This is a genomic window from Streptomyces canus, assembly GCF_030816965.1.
GTDB lineage: Bacteria > Actinomycetota > Actinomycetes > Streptomycetales > Streptomycetaceae > Streptomyces > Streptomyces canus_E.
Genome location: NZ_JAUSYQ010000002.1, coordinates 5,613,796 through 5,633,435, shown reverse-complemented (window position 1 = coordinate 5,633,435; position 19,640 = coordinate 5,613,796). Strand labels below are relative to the sequence as shown.

The 19,640-nt window shown below is 70.6% G+C and carries 17 protein-coding genes and 1 pseudogene; 11 read left to right on the top strand and 7 right to left on the bottom strand.

Translation table 11 applies throughout. From position 1 onward, the window contains the following. The first annotated feature begins 243 nt into the window (after nucleotides 1–243). From QF027_RS27005 to QF027_RS26980, 6 genes are all read left to right on the top strand, one after another. Nucleotides 244–2,655 carry a SulP family inorganic anion transporter gene (locus QF027_RS27005; RefSeq protein ID WP_307077617.1) on the top strand — a complete coding sequence of 804 codons (2,412 nt, stop codon included), beginning with the start codon at nucleotides 244–246 and terminating at the stop codon, nucleotides 2,653–2,655. A gap of 818 nt (nucleotides 2,656–3,473) precedes the next feature. Continuing rightward, a complete protein-coding gene (gene acs, locus QF027_RS27000) occupies nucleotides 3,474–5,432 on the top strand; it encodes an acetate--CoA ligase (protein WP_306978336.1) in 1,959 nt (652 codons plus the stop codon). 152 nt (nucleotides 5,433–5,584) lie between these two features. Next, nucleotides 5,585–7,003, top strand: coding sequence for a Na+/H+ antiporter NhaA (nhaA, locus tag QF027_RS26995; RefSeq protein WP_307077615.1), 1,419 nt, complete (start codon nucleotides 5,585–5,587; stop codon nucleotides 7,001–7,003). A 62-nt stretch (nucleotides 7,004–7,065) separates the two neighbouring features. Further along, nucleotides 7,066–7,569 carry a phage holin family protein gene (locus QF027_RS26990; RefSeq protein WP_306978339.1) on the top strand — a complete coding sequence of 168 codons (504 nt, stop codon included), beginning with the start codon at nucleotides 7,066–7,068 and terminating at the stop codon, nucleotides 7,567–7,569. After that, the gene (locus QF027_RS26985) at nucleotides 7,566–8,507 is read left to right on the top strand and encodes an alpha/beta fold hydrolase (protein WP_307077613.1); all 942 of its coding nucleotides are present in this window, start codon (nucleotides 7,566–7,568) and stop codon (nucleotides 8,505–8,507) included. The genes QF027_RS26990 and QF027_RS26985 overlap by 4 nt, the downstream gene beginning before the upstream one ends. Before the next feature lie 127 nt (nucleotides 8,508–8,634). Beyond that, the gene (locus tag QF027_RS26980) at nucleotides 8,635–8,820 is read left to right on the top strand and encodes a hypothetical protein (protein WP_079072518.1); all 186 of its coding nucleotides are present in this window, start codon (nucleotides 8,635–8,637) and stop codon (nucleotides 8,818–8,820) included. A gap of 22 nt (nucleotides 8,821–8,842) precedes the next feature. Here QF027_RS26980 and QF027_RS26975 read toward each other — a convergent pair whose 3' ends face one another. The 3 genes from QF027_RS26975 to nth all read right to left on the bottom strand — a co-directional run bounded on the left by QF027_RS26975 (nucleotide 8,843) and on the right by nth (nucleotide 12,029). Further along, a complete protein-coding gene (locus QF027_RS26975; protein ID WP_307077611.1) occupies nucleotides 8,843–10,042 on the bottom strand; it encodes a MarP family serine protease in 1,200 nt (399 codons plus the stop codon). Nucleotides 10,043–10,162: 120 nt separating this feature from the next. After that, nucleotides 10,163–10,852, bottom strand: a complete 690-nt coding sequence (locus tag QF027_RS26970; RefSeq protein ID WP_306986601.1) for an NUDIX hydrolase — start codon at nucleotides 10,850–10,852, stop codon at nucleotides 10,163–10,165. Nucleotides 10,853–11,024: 172 nt separating this feature from the next. After that, nucleotides 11,025–12,029: an endonuclease III gene (nth, locus tag QF027_RS26965; protein ID WP_373432433.1), complete on the bottom strand. Its 1,005-nt coding sequence runs from the start codon at nucleotides 12,027–12,029 to the stop codon at nucleotides 11,025–11,027. Between the two features lie 252 nt (nucleotides 12,030–12,281). Between nth and QF027_RS26960 the strand changes: the two genes are divergently transcribed. From QF027_RS26960 to QF027_RS26950, 3 genes and pseudogenes are all read left to right on the top strand, one after another. Further along, the gene (locus QF027_RS26960; protein WP_015658871.1) at nucleotides 12,282–12,956 is read left to right on the top strand and encodes a Crp/Fnr family transcriptional regulator; all 675 of its coding nucleotides are present in this window, start codon (nucleotides 12,282–12,284) and stop codon (nucleotides 12,954–12,956) included. A 142-nt stretch (nucleotides 12,957–13,098) separates the two neighbouring features. After that, complete coding sequence (locus QF027_RS26955; protein WP_307077607.1) at nucleotides 13,099–13,299, top strand: hypothetical protein; 201 nt, start codon at nucleotides 13,099–13,101, stop codon at nucleotides 13,297–13,299. 374 nt (nucleotides 13,300–13,673) lie between these two features. Further along, nucleotides 13,674–14,499: pseudogene (locus tag QF027_RS26950) on the top strand (nucleotidyltransferase). Here the strand turns inward: QF027_RS26950 and QF027_RS26945 are convergent. From QF027_RS26945 to QF027_RS26930, 4 genes are all read right to left on the bottom strand, one after another. After that, a complete protein-coding gene (locus QF027_RS26945; protein WP_307077606.1) occupies nucleotides 14,492–15,322 on the bottom strand; it encodes an MBL fold metallo-hydrolase in 831 nt (276 codons plus the stop codon). The pseudogene QF027_RS26950 and the gene QF027_RS26945 sit on opposite strands and share 8 nt — an antisense overlap. Next, entirely contained in the window at nucleotides 15,319–16,188 is an 870-nt protein-coding gene (locus tag QF027_RS26940) for an NUDIX hydrolase (RefSeq protein ID WP_306978357.1), read from the bottom strand. The genes QF027_RS26945 and QF027_RS26940 overlap by 4 nt, the downstream gene beginning before the upstream one ends. Before the next feature lie 313 nt (nucleotides 16,189–16,501). Next, nucleotides 16,502–16,972: a RidA family protein gene (locus QF027_RS26935; RefSeq protein WP_306978360.1), complete on the bottom strand. Its 471-nt coding sequence runs from the start codon at nucleotides 16,970–16,972 to the stop codon at nucleotides 16,502–16,504. After that, entirely contained in the window at nucleotides 16,969–17,133 is a 165-nt protein-coding gene (locus tag QF027_RS26930; protein ID WP_086724107.1) for a DUF4177 domain-containing protein, read from the bottom strand. Before QF027_RS26930 ends, QF027_RS26935 begins: the two co-directional genes overlap by 4 nt. A gap of 118 nt (nucleotides 17,134–17,251) precedes the next feature. On the opposite strand from QF027_RS26930, the gene QF027_RS26925 reads away from it, so the two are divergent. Further along, nucleotides 17,252–18,229, top strand: coding sequence for an ArsA family ATPase (locus QF027_RS26925; protein WP_307077604.1), 978 nt, complete (start codon nucleotides 17,252–17,254; stop codon nucleotides 18,227–18,229). After that, the gene (locus QF027_RS26920) at nucleotides 18,226–19,623 is read left to right on the top strand and encodes an ArsA family ATPase (protein WP_306978365.1); all 1,398 of its coding nucleotides are present in this window, start codon (nucleotides 18,226–18,228) and stop codon (nucleotides 19,621–19,623) included. Before QF027_RS26925 ends, QF027_RS26920 begins: the two co-directional genes overlap by 4 nt. The last annotated feature ends 17 nt before the right edge of the window (nucleotides 19,624–19,640 follow it).

The window sequence follows — 19,640 nt, the reverse complement described above, 5'->3', positions numbered from 1 at the left end:
CATGGGCTCGAGAAGGAATTAGTACGACAAGCCGATGAAATTTCCACTTCACCCGTCCAGGTGAGCTGTTAACCCATTTGCCCGGAAAGTCTATGCCTGCCCTTTACTCTGCATTACGATCCATTTACAAAGCGTTGAACCATCCCGCCGCTGCACGCCGTGACCCACGGCCGCGACCCGACCCCCGCCATCGACGGGGGACCACCTGTTCCGCGACCGCGCTGCCCCGGAGGAGACGGGAAAATGTCAGCCTGTGTTCCCACCCGCGCCACCGACCCGAGCGACTCGAACCCCACGAGGCGCGTCCACCCACCTCACAGCCCCCCGCCGACCCCGCCCCGCCGTTTCCGTATCGCGGGCGCCGACGTGTCGGCCTCGATCGCGGTCTTCCTGATCGCCCTGCCCCTGTCCCTCGGCATCGCCCTCGCCACCGGCGCCCCCCTCCAGGCGGGCCTCGTGGCCGCCGCCGTCGGAGGGATCGTCGCCGGCCGGCTCGGCGGATCCCCGCTCCAGGTCAGTGGCCCCGCCGCCGGACTCACCGTGGTCACGGCCGACCTGATCCACCGCTACGGCTGGCGTACCACCTGCGCCATCACCGTCCTTGCCGGAGTGGTCCAACTCGGCCTCGGCTGCCTGCGCGTGGCCCGCACCGCTCTCGCCGTCAGCCCAGCCATCGTGCACGGCATGCTCGCCGGCATCGGCGTGACCATCGCCGTCGCCCAGCTGCACATCGTCCTCGGCGGCACCCCGCAGAGCTCCGTCCTCGACAATCTCCGGGGCCTGCCCGCCCAGTTGGCGCGCCTGCAGCCCGCCGCCGTGTCGGTGAGCGTGCTGACCCTTGCGCTGCTCTTCCTCTGGCCACGCATCCCCGGCCGGGCAGGACAACTGCTGCGCAGGATCCCGGCCGCGCTCGTGGCCGTCGCCGGAGCCACCGCCGCCGCCTCGTTCGCCGGGCTGACCCTGCCCAAGGTCGATCTGCCGTCCTGGAGCAGCCACGCCCTGGCCGGGCTGCCCGAGGGGCCCCTCCTCGGCCTCGCCGCCGCCGTGCTCACCACCACACTGGTGTGCAGTGTGCAGTCGCTGCTCGGCGCGGTCGCCGTCGACAAGCTGGTGGCCGGACGCCCCGACCTGATCTCCGGCACCCCCGGATCCGGCCGCAGTGCACGCGTCGGCCGCTCCGACCTGAACCGCGAACTGCTCGGGCAGGGCGCCGCCAACATCGTCTCCGGCACGCTCGGCGGACTGCCCGTCGCCGGGGTGGCGGTGCGGAGTTCGGCCAATGTCCAAGCCGGTGCCGTCAGCCGGAACTCCACCGTGCTGCACGGCGTTCTCGTCGTGATCGCCGCACTGCTGATGGTCCCGGTCCTGGAGTTCATCCCGCTCGCCTCGCTCGCCGCCCTGGTGATGGCCGTCGGCATCCAGATGGTGTCCCTGCACCACATCCGCACGGTGACCCGGCACCGAGAGGTTCCCGTCTACGCCGTCACCACCCTCGGCGTGGTCCTGTTCGGCGTGCTGGAGGGCGTGGCGCTGGGCGTCGCCGTCGCCGTCGGAGTCGCCCTGCACCGCCTCACCCGCACCCGCATCACGCACCACGAGAGGGAAGGAGTCCATCACGTCCATGTGCGAGGGCAGTTGACGTTCCTCGCGGTGCCCCGGCTGAGCCGGGCCCTGCATCTCATCCCTCACGGAGCGGACACCGTCGTGGAGCTGGACGGGTCGTTCATGGACCATGCGGCGTACGAATCGCTGCAGGACTGGCAGAAGACGCACACCGCACAGGGCGGCTCCGTCGAGCTGACCGGACGCAGACCGGGCACGCGCATCGCCGAGCCGTCCGATTCCGCCCACTGCCGCTGCCGTCCCTGGACGCCCTGGCGCAACCACCAGTGTGAGCGCCCGTACACCGCGTCGACCGCCGGACATCCCGGTGCGTCCGGCGAACCCGGTGCGGCCCAGGGTCCGAGCGCGGACCGCGAGTCCAGCGGGCAGGAACTGGCCCGTGGCATCAGCGCGTTCCAGCGCAACACCGCACCGATCGTGCGGGGCGAGTTGGCCCGACTGGCGCGCGAGGGCCAGCAGCCGGACCAGCTCTTCCTCACCTGCGCCGACTCGCGGCTGGTCACCTCGATGATCACCTCCAGTGGTCCGGGCGACCTCTTTGTGGTGCGCAACGTGGGCAACCTCGTTCCGCTGCCCGGCGAGGAGAGCGGGGACGACTCGGTGGCGGCCGCGATCGAGTACGCGGTGGATGTGCTGAAGGTGCGCTCCATCACGGTGTGCGGGCACTCCGGTTGCGGGGCCATGCAGGCGCTGCTCAACTCCGAGCCGGGTGGCACCCGGACCCCGCTGGAGCGGTGGCTGCGGCACGGACTGCCCAGCCTGGAGCGGTTGGCCGACGACACCCGGCCCTGGGCCAGACTCGCCGGGCGGGCGCCCGCCGACGCGGTCGAGCAGCTCTGTCTGACCAACGTGGTGCAGCAGTTGGAGCATCTGAGCGCCCATGAATCGGTCGCCCGGGCCCTGCGGGAAGGGGAGCTGGAGCTGCACGGGATGTACTTCCACGTGGGCGAGGCGCAGGCGTATCTGCTCACCGGGGCGGACGGGGACGGACTGTTCGATCATGTGGAGGCGGCGGCGGACCTGCCGGCGTGAGCCTCGGGGGTGTGCGGCCCGTCCTGGAGGGGGGCCGCACACCCGCGGAGAGGCACCCAGAACGCTGGGATCGGTCCGGCGTCGGCTCCACCGGGCGGGACACAGGGCTCGGCATCGGCCTCGGTCAGGTGGATGGAGACCCTGCCGGCTCTGAGGTGCCGTGTGGCTCCTCACCAGGTGATTCCGGCCGCCCCTGCAGGGATTTGCGCGCCCTGCGCTGCCGTACACGCGCCACCTGGCTGATCCCCCAACGCCGTCGCGGCGTCGCCGACCGCCAGTTCGTCGACCGCGACCAGTTCCAAGACGGCTCTCTCCCGTGCGGGGAGCCGTTCCAGCGCGGCCCCGGCTTGCCCTCCAGGCGGGCCATGTCGTCGAGATCCAGCAGTTCGCCGCCCCGAGATGCTCCGGCCGCGGTCGGTCTCGCGGGCGCCCCGACGGCGCTCCCCGGCGGCGTCGCACGCGATGCCGCACAACCGAGCGCGGATGCCGTACAGCCAAGCGCGGTCGCTGCCCCGGGACGGGCGGTAGGTGTGGGCGGAGTCCAGGAACGCCAGGAAGATCTCCGCCGTCAGGTCGGTCCCGTTGTGCGGTCCGCGACACGCCGGGCCACGAAAGACGAGCGGGCCGCACGGGAGTGTGAAAGGCGTTACAGACACTGAACTCCGCCTGGTCGGCGTACGTGGGTACGGATGACCCGGGCCGCCGGATTCGACGCCCAACAGGTCTAAACCAATTTCAGGTCGACCCTTGTCATCACGCCCCCGGGGTGATGAGCTGTGGCCCGGGACACAACGGACACCCTGGGAAAGGCAGATGCCGTGAGCAACGAAAGCCTGGCCAACCTGCTCAAGGAAGAGCGCAGGTTCGCACCCCCCGCCGACCTGGCCGCAAACGCCAACGTCACGGCGGAGGCGTATGAGCAGGCCAAGGCTGACCGACTCGGTTTCTGGGCCGAGCAGGCCCGCCGACTGAGCTGGGCCAAGGAGCCGACGGAGACCCTGGACTGGTCGAACCCGCCGTTCGCCAAGTGGTTCAAGGACGGCGAGCTCAATGTGGCGTACAACTGCGTCGACCGGCATGTCGAAGCGGGGAACGGTGACCGCATCGCCATCCACTTCGAGGGCGAGCCCGGCGACAGCCGCGCGATCACCTACGCCGAGCTCAAGGACGAGGTCTCCAGGGCCGCGAACGCCCTGCTGGAGCTGGGAGTCCAGAAGGGCGACCGGGTCGCCGTCTACATGCCGATGATCCCCGAGACCGCCGTCGCAATGCTCGCGTGCGCCCGGATCGGCGCCGCGCACTCCGTGGTCTTCGGCGGCTTCTCGGCGGACGCGCTCGCCACCCGCATCCAGGACGCCGACGCCAAGGTGGTCATCACCACCGACGGCGGCTACCGGCGCGGCAAGCCGTCCGCGCTCAAGCCCGCCGTCGACGAGGCGGTCGGCAAGGTCGACAACGTCGAGCACGTGCTGGTCGTACGCCGTACCGGCCAGGAGGTCGCCTGGGACGACAGCCGTGACGTGTGGTGGCACGAGATCGTCGAGCGGCAGCCGGCCGAGCACACTCCCGAGCCCTTCGGCGCCGAGCAGCCGCTGTTCATCCTCTACACGTCCGGCACGACGGGTAAGCCCAAGGGCATCCTGCACACCTCCGGCGGCTACCTCACCCAGACCGCGTACACCCACCACGCCGTCTTCGACCTCAAGCCGGAGACCGACGTCTACTGGTGCACGGCCGACGTCGGCTGGGTCACCGGGCACTCGTACATCGTCTACGGCCCGCTCGCCAACGGCGCCACCCAGGTCATGTACGAGGGCACCCCGGACACCCCCCATCAGGGCCGCTTCTGGGAGATCATCCAGAAGTACGGGGTGACGATCCTCTACACGGCGCCCACCGCCATTCGTACGTTCATGAAGTGGGGCGACGACATCCCCGCGAAGTTCGACCTCAGCAGCCTGCGGGTGCTGGGGTCCGTGGGCGAGCCGATCAACCCCGAGGCGTGGATCTGGTACCGCAAGCACATCGGCGCCGACCGGACACCGATCGTGGACACCTGGTGGCAGACCGAGACCGGCGCGATGATGATCTCCCCGCTGCCGGGTGTGACCGCGGCCAAGCCCGGTTCCGCGCAGACGCCACTGCCCGGCATCTCCGCCACGGTCGTCGACGACGAGGCGAACGAGGTCCCGAACGGCGGAGGCGGCTATCTCGTCCTGACCGAGCCGTGGCCGTCGATGCTGCGCACCATCTGGGGCGACGACCAGCGCTTCCTCGACACGTACTGGTCCCGCTTCGAGGGCAGGTACTTCGCCGGTGACGGCGCGAAGAAGGACGACGACGGTGACATCTGGCTGCTCGGTCGCGTCGACGACGTCATGCTGGTCTCCGGCCACAACATCTCGACCACCGAGGTCGAGTCGGCGCTCGTCTCCCACCCGTCGGTCGCCGAGGCGGCCGTCGTCGGTGCCGCGGACGAGACGACCGGCCAGGCCATCGTCGCGTTCGTGATCCTGCGTGGCACGGCGAACGCCGAGGACGAGAACCTCATCGCCGACCTGCGCAACCACGTCGGCGCCACCCTCGGCCCCATCGCCAAGCCCAAGCGGGTCCTGCCGGTGGCCGAGCTGCCCAAGACGCGTTCCGGCAAGATCATGCGCCGTCTGCTGCGGGACGTGGCCGAGAACCGCCAGCTCGGTGACGTGACCACGCTGACGGACTCGACGGTCATGGATCTCATCCAGGCCAAGCTGCCGGCAGCGCCCAGCGAGGACTGACCGACTCCTTCACCAAAGGGGGGCGCCCGGCGCGGGAACGCGCCGAGCGCCCCTTTTAGCTAAACTAAACAAAACAGCGTGACCCTCATGGTGTGCCGGGAAGTCTGGTCGGCGAACAGCTCAGCCGTGCCCACCGACCGGAGGTCTCCCCCATGTCCGCGCCCCCTCGCAAGGTTCTCGGACGCCTCTCCCTCCCCGAGCGGACCTTCGTCGCGGACGCACTGCGCACCGAGACGGTCGGCGGTGTGCTGCTGCTCGTCGCCGCGGTCACCGCCCTGGTCTGGGCGAACGTCCCTGCGCTGCACAGCAGTTACGAGAGCGTCAGCCACTACCATCTGGGCCCCGCGGCCCTCGGGCTCGACCTGTCGGTCGAACACTGGGCCGCCGACGGACTCCTCGCGATCTTCTTCTTCGTGGCCGGCATCGAGCTCAAGCGCGAACTGGTGGCCGGTGACCTGAAGGACCCCAAGGCTGCCGCGCTGCCCGTGGTCGCCGCCCTGTGCGGCATGGCCGTACCGGCGCTCGTCTACACGCTCACCAACCTCACCGGCGGCGGCTCCCTGGCCGGTTGGGCCGTGCCCACGGCCACCGACATCGCCTTCGCGCTCGCCGTGCTCGCCGTCATCGGCACCTGGCTGCCGAGCGCGCTGCGCGCCTTCCTGCTGACCCTCGCCGTCGTCGACGACCTCTTCGCGATCCTGATCATCGCGGTCTTCTTCACCGCCGGCATCGACTTCGCCGCGCTCGGCGGCGCGGCCGCCGGTCTCGCGGTCTTCTGGTTCCTGCTGCGCAAGGGCGTGCGCGGGTGGTACGTCTACGTCCCGCTCGCGCTGGTGATCTGGGCGCTGATGTACAACAGCGGGGTCCATGCCACCATCGCGGGCGTCGCGATGGGCCTGATGCTGCGCTGCAGCACGCGGGAGGACGAGGAGCACTCCCCGGGCGAGCACATCGAGCATCTCGTACGACCGCTCTCGGCGGGCCTGGCCGTCCCCCTGTTCGCCCTCTTCAGCGCGGGTGTCTCCGTCTCCGGCGGCGCGCTCGGCGACGTCTTCACCCAGCCGGAGACGCTCGGCGTGGTGCTCGGGCTGGTCGTCGGCAAGGCGCTCGGCATCTTCGGCGGGACGTGGCTCACGGCTCGCTTCACCCGGGCCTCGCTCAGCGACGACCTCGCATGGGCCGACGTGTTCGCGGTGGCGACCCTGGCCGGCATCGGCTTCACCGTGTCGCTGCTCATCGGGGAGCTCGCCTTCGCCGGTGAGGCCACACTGGCCGACGAGGTCAAGGCCGCCGTACTCCTCGGCTCGCTCATCGCGGCCACCCTCGCGACCGTGCTGCTGAAGCTGCGCAACGCCGAGTACCGCAGGCTGTACGAGGCCGAGGAGCGCGACGAGGACCACTCCGGCATTCCGGACATCTACGAGGAGGACGACCCGGCGTACCACCTGCGCATGGCGGCCATCCACGAGCGAAAGGCCGCCGAGCACCGCCGGATCGCCGAGCTCAAGAACGCCGAGCGGCTTGCCGAAGTAGCGGGCGGGGCAGGCGAGGAGGACGACCGTCGGGCATGATCTGACGGGACGGTACAAAAGACACGCCACACACAAGAGTCCCAGTGAATAGGGAGACCGCGATGAGCGCACCCGACGGCAGCCCGGTCGGCGCCGAACGCAGCATCGGCCAGCTGTTCGCCTCGGCGACGACCGAGATGTCTGCGCTGGTGCACGACGAGATCGCGCTGGCGAAGGCGCAGCTCAAGCAGGACGTCAAACGGGGCGCGATGAGCGGCGGCGCGTTCAGCGTGGCCGGCGCGGTCCTGTTGTTCTCCCTGCCGATGCTGAACTTCGCGCTGGCGTACGGCATCCGGACCTGGAGCGACTGGAACCTCGCGGTCTGCTTCCTGCTGTCCTTCGCGGCCAACGTCCTCGTCGCGCTCGTCCTCGCGCTGATCGGCGTCGTCTTCGCGAAGAAGGCGCAGAAGAGCAAGGGCCCGCAGAAGGTCGCCGCGTCGATGAAGGAGACGGCGGGCGTGCTCCAGAACGCCAAGCCCCACCCGCGACCCGACGACACCAAGGTCCTGGAGGAGCGGGTCCGAAACACGAAGGCCATCGAGGCTGTGGCACGCTCGTCGTCATGACCGATCCCGCCACCCCTTCGGCGCAGCAGCCCGCCTCTCTCGTACGGCCCGACGGTCCCTGGACGCACCGGGACGTGGCCGCCAACGGCGCGCGCTTCCACATCGCCGAACTGGGCGACGGACCGCTCGTGATGTTCCTGCACGGCTTCCCGCAGTTCTGGTGGACCTGGCGCCACCAACTGGAGGCGCTCGCCGACGCCGGCTTCCGGGCCGTGGCCATGGATCTGCGCGGCGTCGGCGGCAGCGACCGCACCCCGCGCGGCTACGACCCCGCCAACCTGGCCCTCGACGTCACCGGCGTGATCCGCTCGCTCGGCGAGCCGGACGCCGCCCTGGTCGGCCATGACCTGGGCGGCTATCTGGCGTGGACGGCGGCCGCGATGCGTCCCAAGCTCGTGCGACGGCTCGCGGTCGCCTCTATGCCGCATCCCCGGCGCTGGCGCTCGGCGATGCTGTCGGACGTGAAGCAGACGCGGGCCGGCTCCTACATCTGGGGGTTCCAGCGGCCCTGGGTCCCGGAGCGGCAGCTGACCGCCGACGACGGCGCGCTGGTCGCCGAGCTGATCCGGGACTGGTCCGGCCCGCGCCAGCCGGACGACAAGGCGGTGGAGACGTACCGCAGGGCGATCTGCATCCCCTCGACGGCGCACTGTTCGATCGAGCCGTACCGCTGGATGGTGCGTTCGATGGCCCGTCCCGACGGGATCCAGTTCAACCGGCGCATGAAGCGGCCCGTCCGCGTGCCGACTCTCCACCTGCACGGCTCGCTCGACCCGGTGATGCGCACGCGCAGCGCCGCCGGGTCCGGGGAGTACGTCGAAGCGCCGTACCGCTGGCGGCTGTTCGACGGTCTGGGGCACTTCCCGCACGAAGAGGACCCGGTCGCCTTCTCGACGGAACTGATCAACTGGCTGAAGGATCCCGAACCCGACCGGTGACCGTTTCGTCGCGTCCGGTACCTGGACCTGAACACCTGTTCCACGAACGGCCACTTGCCCGGCGCATAGGCCAATTGGGGGGCGTGGGGGCGGTTATGGACCTTGGGGCAGGGGCACACGTCCGGGTATGGGCTGGACGCACGACTACAGTGACGCAGCACGCAATCGACGCTCCGGCGGTGGCCTGAGCTCCCACCATCAGGGCGGTGCCCCGCAACTGCCGGGCGGCACGGACCTGAGGGTGGGCATCCCGCGCATCCTGCGCCGCCGGGCCCGCTGGGTCTCGGTACGCCTGCGTCATCCCCGAGGCTGACGCGCCTTCGTCCTGACACCCCTCACAGCGCGCAGCTGTCGCTGTCCACCTGCTGGTTCGCGGTGCGCCCCTTGGCGATGTCCTCCTGGATCTCGTCCGCGGTGAGCGCGTACCCGGTGTCGGCGTCGTCGAGCGACTTGGCGAAGACCACGCCGTACACCCTGCCCTCCGGGGTCAGCAACGGGCCGCCGGAGTTGCCCTGGCGGACGGTCGCGTAGAGGGAGTAGACATCGCGGCTGACGGTGCCCCGGTGGTAGATGTCCGGTCCGTGGGCGTCGATGCGCCCGCGCACGCGCGCGGAGCGGACGTCGTACGAGCCGTTCTCCGGGAAGCCCGCGACGATCGCGCTGTCCCCGCTGGCGGCGTCCTGGGACGTGAACTGCAGCGCGGGCGCGTCCAGATCGGGGACGTCCAGTACGGCGATGTCGCGCTCCCAGTCGTAGAGGACGACCGTGGCGTCGTACTTGCGGCCCTCGCCGCCTATCTGGACCGTGGGCTCGTCGACGCCGCCGACGACATGGGCGTTGGTCATGACGCGGCGGTCACCGAACACGAAGCCGGAGCCCTCCAGGACCTTGCCGCAGCTCTGCGCGGTGCCCATGACCTTGACGATGGAGCGCTGGGCACGGGTGGCGACGGCGCTGTGGGCGAGCTTGGGGTCGGGCGGCTGGACCTCCTTGATCGGCTCGTTGGAGAACGGGCTGAAGACCTGCGGGAAGCCGTTCTGCGCGAGGACCGAGGTGAAGTCCTTGAACCAGGTGTCGGCAGCGCCCGGCAGCGCCTCCTGCACGCCGAGGAGCACCTTGGAGCTACGGACCTCCTTGCCGACCGTCGGCATGGTGGTCTGGGCGAGGGCGGAGCCGATGAGCCAGGCGACCAGGAGCATCGCGAGGACGTTGACGAGGGCGCCGCCGGTCGCGTCCAGGGCGCGGGCCGGGGACCAGGTGATGTACCGGCGCAGCTTGTTGCCGAGGTGGGTGGTCAGGGCCTGGCCGACGGAGGCGCAGACGATGACGACGACCACGGCGACGACGGCGGCGACCGTGCCGACCTCCGTGTGGTCGGTCAGCGCGTCCCAGATGACCGGGAGGGTGTAGACGGCGACGAGACCGCCGCCCAGGAATCCGATCACCGACAGGATGCCGACGACGAAGCCCTGGCGATAGCCGACGATCGCGAACCACACGGCGGCGACCAGCAACAGGATGTCCAGCACGTTCACCGGTTCGAGCCTCGCCTCATCACTTCGCGTTCACCACAGGTCGGCCGGGGGTCCGGCCCGCCGCGAAGCGGCAATCGGATACAGCGCCCCCCGAAAAGACACAACACGGGGTTCACCCTGTCACGCGCGCCAGTCGAGCGGGACCTGCTTCTCGCGGTCCCAGGGGCGCTCCCAGCCCGCATAGTGCAGGAGTCGGTCGATGATTCCGGCGGTGAAGCCCCAGACAAGGGCCGATTCGACCAGGAATGCCGGACCTCGGTGGCCGCTGGGATGGACGGTCGTCGCACGGTTGTCGGGGTCAGTGAGATCCGCCACGGGAACGGTGAAGACGCGGGCGGTTTCATTCGGATCGACGACCCCGACCGGGGTCGGCTCGCGCCACCAGCCCAGCACCGGGGTCACCACGAAGCCGCTGACCGGGATGTACAGCTTGGGCAGCACGCCGAACAGCTGGACGCCGGAGGGGTCGAGGCCGGTCTCCTCCTCGGCCTCGCGCAGGGCGGCCCGCAGCGGCCCGTCGCCATGAGGATCGCCGTCCTCCGGATCGAGCGCGCCGCCGGGGAACGACGGCTGCCCGGCGTGCGACCTGAGCGAGCTCGCCCGCTCCATGAGCAGCAGCTCGGGGCCGCGTTCGCCCTCGCCGAACAGGATCAACACGGCCGACTGCCGGCCCGCGCCGTTCGCCGGCGGCAGAAAGCGGCTCAGCTGCAGCGGCTCGACCGTCTCCACGGCGTGCACCACCGGGTCCAGCCAGCTCGGCAGGCCGTCCGTGCTGAGCGTCACGCCCTTCGTATGGCTCGCCCGTGTCATCGCCACCCCCGTCGTCCTGCATCGCTCAACGCCTGACGGGCCCTAGATCGTTCCGGCCGCACCGCACAGCGGTGCCGGGGCTGCCCGACCGGCCGCACCGCACGGGCAGCCCCGGCCTCCCGGTCCGGCCCGCCGACCCGCGCCGAACCTCCCGGCCGCGCCCTCCGCATCCTCACTCGGAGGCCCCCAGTGGCAGTGCGGCCTTGCCTCCGGCGTCCAGATAGGCCTGCGGCGGGTTCAGCCGCTGTCCGGGGAAGCCGCCCTTCTCGTACTTGAGGAGCTTCTTCGCCTTCTCCGGGTCCGTCTCGCCCTCGCCGTAGGCCGGGCAGAGCGGGGTGATGGGGCAGGCGCCGCAGGCGGGCTTGCGGGCGTGGCAGATACGACGGCCGTGCCAGATGACGTGGTGCGACAGGTCCGTCCAGTCGCTCTTGGGGAAGAGCGCGGTGACGGCGGCCTCGATCTTGTCCGGGTCGGTCTCGTCGGTCCACTGCCAGCGCCTGACCAGTCGCATGAAGTGCGTGTCGACGGTGACGCCGGGCCGCCCGAAGGCGTTGCCGAGGACGACGAAGGCGGTCTTGCGGCCCACACCGGGCAGCGTGACGAGGTCCTCGAGCCGCCCCGGGACCTCACCGCCGAAGTTCTCCACGAGGGCCTTGGACAGCCCTATCACCGACTTGGTCTTGGCTCGGAAGAACCCGGTCGGCCGGAGGATCTCCTCGACCTCCTCGGGGTTGGCCGCGGCCAGATCCTCGGGGGTCGGGTACTTGGCGAACAGCGCGGGGGTCGTCTGATTGACCCTCAGGTCGGTGGTCTGCGCGGACAGGACCGTCGCCACGATCAGCTGGAAGGGATTCTCGAAGTCCAACTCGGGGTGAGCGTACGGAAACACCTCCGCAAGCTCGCGGTTGATGCGCCGGGCACGGCGGACGAGGGCGGTCCGCGACTCGTTCCGCGGGGACTTCACGGCGACCGTCTTCGTGGCCGAGGCCTTCTTCACCGGGGCCGCCGCCTTCTTGGGAGCGACGGTCGCTTTCTTCACGGCGGCGGCCTTCCTCACGGGAGCCGCTTTCTTCGCCGAAGCCCTCTTCTCCACCGGAGCCTTCCCTGCCGCTTTTGCCGTTTTCTTTCCGCCCCCGGCGCCCTGTTCGCCCACAGCGGAATCTCGACGTACAACCACCCGTCCAGCCCCCTTGGCCTGTGCTCTCACCGGCGTTTTGGACACCCGGCCAGCCTAGGGCCCGGCACTGACATCCGCCCCGGACCTCGAAGTCCGGCCCCCAATTGGACCCCTGCCGCGTACCCCGGGACATGTGTGCGGCATCCTTGTGACAGATCACACTGTTTGGACCGTCCGGCAAAATGGGCACCACGGTCCCCTGGTACCAAGGGGGAACAAGATCCCCTGAGCAGGTCGACAAGGAGAGAACTCGTGGACGACGTCCTCCGGCGCAACCCGCTCTTCGCGGCTCTCGACGACGAGCAGTCCGCGGAGCTCCGCGCCTCCATGAGTGAGGTGACCCTCGCGCGCGGCGACTCGCTGTTCCACGAGGGCGACCCGGGAGACCGGCTCTACGTCGTCACCGAGGGGAAGGTCAAGCTCCACCGCACCTCCCCCGATGGCCGCGAGAACATGCTCGCCGTGGTCGGCCCCGGCGAACTCATCGGCGAACTGTCCCTGTTCGACCCTGGCCCGCGCACCGCGACCGCCACCGCGCTGACCGAGGTCAAGCTGCTGGGCCTCGGCCACGGCGACCTGCAGCCCTGGCTGAACGCCCGCCCCGAGGTGGCCACCGCGCTCCTGCGCGCCGTCGCCCGCCGTCTGCGCCGCACCAACGACGCGATGTCCGACCTGGTCTTCTCGGACGTCCCCGGCCGCGTGGCCCGCGCCCTGCTCGACCTCTCCCGCCGCTTCGGCGTGCAGTCCGAGGAGGGCATCCACGTCGTCCACGACCTCACGCAGGAGGAGCTCGCCCAACTGGTCGGCGCCTCCCGCGAAACGGTCAACAAGGCCCTCGCGGACTTCGCCCAGCGCGGATGGCTGCGCCTGGAGGCCCGCGCGGTGATCCTCCTGGACGTCGAAAGGCTCGCCAAGCGCTCGCGCTGAGCGCAGGTCGTCGTACGACTTCGAAGGGCCCTGCCGCACGGCGGGGCCCTTCTCGCGTCGCCAGGGGTGGGCATCCGCGAGGACGGGGCGCCGGGGTCGGTCCGACGGCACGGGCGGTGGACATCGCAGGGCGAGAGCGGCCTTGGCGACACACCGCCGGCCCGTCATGGACGTCGGCTTCGACCGGTCCCCAGAGGAGCACGCACGGCGAGGACGTCGTCGCGGTGGCGCTGCCGACGTCCGGGGCGGCCGCGAGGCGGTACCGCGCCACGAAGACGGCGCCGCCCGCCCAGGGCGCGTCGGCGTCACCGCCCTCGGCCCGGCCCTGGGCACGCTCGCCTGAACCAACCGGACCCAGCACCGGGGCAGTCTCGTTCCCCTCGGACAAGGAGGCGCGATCCCCTCCTGCTCCCCCTGGCCACCCCGGCTGGTTCCTGTTCGTGCATCGCCGGGGCGACCGTCTCGCCGTTCTCGACCCCGCCGACGGCCGGCTCGTGGCTCGCCGTCGGCCGGGCGGTATCGGATCCGGCCTGCCTGCCGCCATGTCCGGCGACGTGATCGCCACCCCTTGTCGCTCTCGCGGCGCCTCACGCCCCCTGCGCGTCTTCCGCGGGCTTCCACCGGCTTCCACCGGCGCCGACCACGTTCGGCCCCACACGGTCCGTCCAGGGCCGTAAATGAGCTGTCCCCGGGCCCGCCCGCAGGCACAGTGATCCCATGGCCGCCGAAAACGTTCCCCCCATCGCCCGCAAGGGCCTCGACGCCCAGGGCTACATCGAGCGCGAGGGCTCCCTCGGACGGATCCCGCAGCCCTTCCACCCGGTCGTCGCGGCCGCCCGCGACCGGGTGCTGGACCTGTTCGGGCCGAGACTGCACAGCGCGTACCTCTACGGCTCGATCCCGCGCGGCACCGCGCGCGTGGGCCGCAGCGACCTCGACCTCCTGCTCGCCCTGCAGGACGAACCGACCGACGCGGACCCGGCAGGGCGTACGGGAGCTCGGGGAGGCGCTCGACAAGGAGTTCCCGCAGATCGACGGCGTCGGAACGCTGCTGTACAGCCGGGATCTCCTGCTGAGCGAGCTGGAGCGGCACGACCTGGGCTGGTTCGTGGCCTGTCTGTGCACCCCGCTGCTCGGCGACGACCTGGCGGAGTACCTCCCCCGCTACCGCCCCGACACCCTCCTGGCCCGCGAGACGAACGGCGACCTCGCCCTCCTGCTCCCCCGCTGGCGCGAACGGATCGAGGAGGCGGACTCCGACAAGACCCGGACCCGCCTCGTCCGCTTCATGTCCCGCCACCTGGTCCGCACCGCGTTCACCCTGGTCATGCCCCGCTGGAACGGCTGGACGAGCGATCTGGGAGAGATGGCGGAGGTCTTCGGCGCGTACTACCCGCAGCGCGCCGAGCAGCTACGCACGGCAGCCGTCCTGGGACACACCCCGACCGCCGACACGGCCGTACTGCGGACATATGTCGACGATCTGGGCCCCTGGCTGGCGGACGAGTACACGCGTGTGCACGGCACGAAGGCCCCTAGATGAGCCCGTGCTCCTCCAGGTACTCCAGCTGGGCCCGCACCGACAGCTCGGCGGCGGGCCAGAGCGCCCGGTTCACATCTGCGTACACATGTTCTACGACGGCACCGGGCGTGCGGTATCCGTTCTCCACGGCCGTCTCGACCTGGGCGAGCCGATGGGCCCGGTGGGCGAGATAGAACTCGACGACACCCTGGGCATCCTCCAGGACGGGGCCGTGGCCCGGCAGGACGGTGTGGACGCCGTCGTCGACCGTCAGGGACCTCAGCCGCCGCAGCGAGTCCAGATAGTCGCCCAGACGGCCGTCGGGATGAGCCACGACGGTCGTGCCGCGCCCCAGGACGGTGTCACCGGTCAGGACGGCCTGATCGGCCGGGAGATGGAAGCAGAGCGAGTCGGCGGTGTGCCCGGGAGTGGGCACGACCCTGAGTTCCAGGCCACCGACGCGCACCACGTCTCCGGCGCCGAGCCCTTCGTCTCCCAGCCGCAGCGCCGGGTCGAGGGCCCGCACCTTTGTCCCGGTCAGCTCGGCGAAGCGGGCGGCACCTTCGGCGTGGTCGGGGTGGCCGTGGGTGAGCAGGGTGAGGGCGACGCGCCTGCCTGCGGCCTCGGCCGTGTCGACGACCGCGCGGAGATGCCCCTCGTCGAGCGGGCCGGGGTCGACGACGACCGCCAGCTCCGAATCCGGCTCCGACAGGATCCAGGTGTTCGTCCCGTCCAGGGTCATCGCGGATGCGTTGGGCGCGAGGACGTTGACGGCCCGCCGGGTGGCGGGGCCTGAGAGGACCCCTCCCCGCGGCCGGCCGGGGAGGGCTGCGGCGTCGGTCATGCGGAGGCTCCACCGGTCGGGATGTGTTTGGTGAACTCGTCGTGCCCCGGCCAGGAGAGCACGATCTCGCCGTCCACCAGCCGGGCCTGGGCGAGCACAGGGGTCAGGTCACGGTCGGGCGCGGCGGCGAGCGCGTCGGCGGCGGTGCCGTACGCGGTGAGCTGCCGCAGTGTGGCGATGGTGGGCGGCATCATGAGCAGCTCGCCCTTGTCGTAGCCGTCCGCCGCGTCCTGGGGCCGGATCCACACCGTGCGGTCGGCCTCCGTGGAGGCGTTGCGTGTGCGCTGCCCCTCGGGGAGGGCGGCGACGAAGAACCAGGTGTCGTAACGGCGGGGTTCGAACTCGGGGGTGATCCAGCGGGTCCAGGCCCCGAGCAGATCCGACCGCAGGACCAGCCCCCGGCGCTCCAGGAACTCGGCGAAGGAGAGCTCCCGGGCCACGAGAGCGGCACGGTCCGCCTCCCATTCGGCGCCCGTGGTGTCACCGACCACCGACTCGGGCGTCGGCCCGGCGAGCAGGACACCCGCCTCCTCGTACGTCTCCCGCACGGCCGCGCAGACGATCGCCTGGGCCGTCGTCTCGTCCACCCCGAACCGAGCCGCCCACCACGCGCGCGTGGGGCCCGCCCAGTGGATGTGGTGCTCGTCGTCACGGGGGTCGACTCCGCCGCCGGGATAGGCGTAAGCGCCTCCCGCGAAGGCCATGGAGGCTCGCCTGCGCAACATGTGCACAACGGTTCCGGTCGGCCCGTCCTTCAGCAGCATCACCGTGGCGGCGCGTCTGGGCACGGCCGGCTGAAGCGAGCCGTCCGCGAGCGCGCGGATGCGGTCCGGCCATTCCGCTGGGTACCACTGCCCGTTTGCCATGGGCGGAGGCTAACTCTTGGGGAGCGGATGTTCGAGGGCCGGGCGCCTTGCGGAGGTGCCGGTCGGGTCGTCCGGCGGCTGCGGGTCCGTTGTGGCTGGTCGCGCCCGCGGTAGCCGCAAATGAGCCACGAACGAAGCCGCAGGCGCTACGCGCACTCCCATCGACCCCGCGGCGCCGGGGTCCGTCACAGAACACTGTTGGAGCGGCCGAGCCGCCGGACCGAGGACGGACACCCCGCCCCCGACCCACGACGAAACCGCAGGCGCTACGCGCACCCTCACCGAACCCGCACAGGCGCCGCAGGCACCCGCATCAAGCGGTGACCAGCTCCACCTGCACCTCGACCTCGACGGGCGCGTCCAGCGGCAGCACAGCGACACCCACCGCACTGCGCGCGTGGACGCCCTTGTCGCCCAGCACCTCGCCCAGCAGCTCACTCGCGCCGTTGATCACACCTGGCTGACCCGTGAAGTCCGAGGCCGACGCCACGAACCCCACGACCTTCACCACGCGCGCGATCCGGTCAAGGTCACCCGCGACCGACTTCACCGCCGCCAGCGCGTTCAGCGCACACGTGCGGGCCAGCGCCTTCGCCTCCTCGGCCGTGACCTCCGCGCCCACCTTCCCGGTGACGGGAAGCTTGCCGTCGACCATGGGCAGCTGACCGGAGGTGTACACGTACACACCCGACTGCACGGCCGGCTGATACGCGGCCAGCGGCGGCACCACCGCCGGCAGCGTCAGCCCCAGCTCCGCGAGCCGCGCCTCGACCGCCCCGCTCACGCCGTCTTCTCCCGCTTCAGGTACGCCACCAGCTGCTCGGGGTTGTTGGGCCCGGGCACGACCTGCACGAGCTCCCACCCGTCCTCGCCCCAGGTGTCCAGAATCTGCTTCGTGGCGTGGACGAGCAGCGGAACGGTCGCGTATTCCCACTTCTTGGTCATGCGGCCGACTTTAGCCGCTGCTCACCACCGGCTTTCAGCCGCTGCTCACCCACGGCCCGTGCCGCGTTATCCACAGCCCCCTGCTTAGCTTCGCCGCCGACTGGTTACGCTCGAATACGTGAGCAGGCTCCAGGTCGTCAGCGGCAAGGGCGGGACCGGAAAGACCACGGTCGCCGCAGCCCTCGCGCTGGCCCTCGCCACCGAGGGGAAGCGGACGCTTCTCGTCGAGGTAGAGGGCCGCCAGGGAATCGCGCAGCTCTTCGAAACCGAGGCGCTGCCCTACGAGGAGCGGAGGATCGCCGTCGCTCCGGGGGGCGGGGAGGTGTACGCCCTGGCCATCGACCCCGAACTGGCCCTTCTGGACTACCTCCAGATGTTCTACAAACTCGGCGGAGCGGGGCGCGCCCTGAAGAAGCTCGGCGCCATCGACTTCGCCACCACCATCGCACCCGGCCTCAGAGACGTCCTCCTGACGGGCAAGGCGTGCGAGGCGGTCCGCCGCAAGGACAAGTCCGGCCGCTTCGCCTACGACTACGTCGTGATGGACGCGCCCCCCACGGGCCGTATCACCCGCTTCCTGAACGTCAACGACGAGGTCGCGGGGCTCGCCAAGATCGGCCCGATACACAATCAGGCGCAGGCCGTGATGCGGGTGCTGAAGTCCAAGGAGACGGCCGTCCACCTGGTGACGCTCTTGGAGGAGATGCCCGTCCAGGAGACCGCGGACGGCATCGCGGAGTTGAGGGCGGCCCACCTTCCCGTGGGCCGGATCGTCGTGAACATGGTGCGCCCGGAGGTGTTGGACAGCACCGACCTGGAACTCGTACGCACCACACAGCGTTCAGCCGTGGCGAAGGCGCTGTCCGCGGCCGGACTCGGCGGCGCCCGTCGCGGGGGGAACGCCGAGAAGCTGGTCGACCCGCTGATCCAGCAGGCCGAGGAGTACGCCGAGCGGTACGACCTGGAGCACGAACAGCGCGCGGCCCTCGGCGAACTGGGTCTGCCGCTTCACGAACTGCCCTTGCTGACCGAGGGCATGGACCTGGCGGGTCTGTACGAACTGGCCACCGAGCTGCGGAAGCAGGGGATGTCATGAGCCCGGACGCCGACGCGCACGACCGGCACCGTCGTCTTTCTCCCGCCCCCGTGCTCGATCTCGATCCGCTGATCGACGATCCGGGCACCCGCATCGTGGTCTGCTGCGGCTCGGGAGGCGTCGGGAAGACCACGACCGCGGCGGCTCTCGGCCTGCGGGCCGCCGAGCGGGGCCGCAAGGTCGTCGTGCTCACCATCGATCCGGCCCGCCGGCTCGCCCAGTCGATGGGCATCGACTCGCTGGACAACGTCCCACGCCGGGTGAAGGGTCTCGACGACTCCGCGAGCGGCGAGTTGCACGCGATGATGCTCGACATGAAGCGCACCTTCGACGAGATCGTCGAGGCGCACGCGGACGCCGAGCGGGCGGCCACGATCCTGAACAACCCCTTCTACCAGTCGCTCTCGGCGGGCTTCGCGGGCACGCAGGAGTACATGGCGATGGAGAAGCTCGGGCAACTGCGGGCCCGGGACGAGTGGGACCTGATCGTCGTCGACACACCCCCCTCCCGCTCCGCCCTCGACTTCCTGGACGCGCCCAAGCGGCTCGGTTCCTTCCTCGACGGAAGGCTCATCCGGCTGCTCACCGCCCCGGCCAAGCTCGGCGGACGGGCGGGGATGAAGTTCCTGAACGTCGGGATGTCGATGATGACCGGCACCCTCGGCAAACTTCTGGGCGGTCAACTCCTCAAGGACGTCCAGACGTTCGTGGCCGCGATGGACACGACCTTCGGCGGGTTCCGCACACGCGCGGACGCGACGTACAAGCTGCTCCAAGCACCCGGGACGGCGTTCCTGGTGGTCGCGGCCCCGGAGCGGGACGCGCTGCGCGAGGCCGCGTACTTCGTGGAGCGGCTGGCCGCGGAGGACATGCCGCTCGCCGGTCTGGTGCTCAACCGGGTCCATGGCAGCGGCGCCGACCGGCTCTCGGCCGAGCGGGCGCTCGCCGCCGCGGAGAATCTCGAGGTCGCGGAAAATCTTGAAGAGCCCCGCATTGTCGATCAGGAGGGCGGGAAAGCTGGACTTCGTAACTCTCCCGACACGTACGGCAGTTCAGAATCTCCCGCTTCCGAGGCACCGGCTCCTGACGAAGGCTCCCCCGCCGACCCGAAGAACCCGAGCTCGGAGCGCACGGAGAAGGGGCGGTCCGCCGACCCCGTTGACCGGTCCGTCGACCAGCTCACCGCAGGCCTGCTGAGACTGCATGCCGATCGTATGCAGCTGCTCTCCCGCGAGCAGCGCACGCGTGACCGCTTCACGGCGCTCCACCCCGAGGTGGCGGTGGCCGAAGTGGCCGCACTGCCCGGCGATGTGCACGACCTCGCGGGGCTGCGGAACATCGGAAACCGGCTCGCGGCCGGACGGCCGGAGCTGCCCGAGGCTGCCGTGGACTGACACTGACCCGAGGGGTG

Bases quoted from the DNA above. Each gene is read 5' to 3' on its own strand.
- QF027_RS26985 (WP_307077613.1), top strand. From the start codon at position 7,566: ATGACCGATCCCGCCACCCCTTCGGCGCAGCAGCCCGCCTCTCTCGTA.
- QF027_RS26980 (WP_079072518.1), top strand. From the start codon at position 8,635: ATGGGCTGGACGCACGACTACAGTGACGCAGCACGCAATCGACGCTCC.
- nhaA (WP_307077615.1), top strand. From the start codon at position 5,585: ATGTCCGCGCCCCCTCGCAAGGTTCTCGGACGCCTCTCCCTCCCCGAG.
- QF027_RS26930 (WP_086724107.1), bottom strand. From the start codon at position 17,133: ATGACCAAGAAGTGGGAATACGCGACCGTTCCGCTGCTCGTCCACGCC.
- QF027_RS27005 (WP_307077617.1), top strand. From the start codon at position 244: ATGTCAGCCTGTGTTCCCACCCGCGCCACCGACCCGAGCGACTCGAAC.
- QF027_RS26945 (WP_307077606.1), bottom strand. From the start codon at position 15,322: ATGACCGACGCCGCAGCCCTCCCCGGCCGGCCGCGGGGAGGGGTCCTC.
- QF027_RS26990 (WP_306978339.1), top strand. From the start codon at position 7,066: ATGAGCGCACCCGACGGCAGCCCGGTCGGCGCCGAACGCAGCATCGGC.
- QF027_RS26920 (WP_306978365.1), top strand. From the start codon at position 18,226: ATGAGCCCGGACGCCGACGCGCACGACCGGCACCGTCGTCTTTCTCCC.
- QF027_RS26940 (WP_306978357.1), bottom strand. From the start codon at position 16,188: ATGGCAAACGGGCAGTGGTACCCAGCGGAATGGCCGGACCGCATCCGC.
- QF027_RS26970 (WP_306986601.1), bottom strand. From the start codon at position 10,852: ATGACACGGGCGAGCCATACGAAGGGCGTGACGCTCAGCACGGACGGC.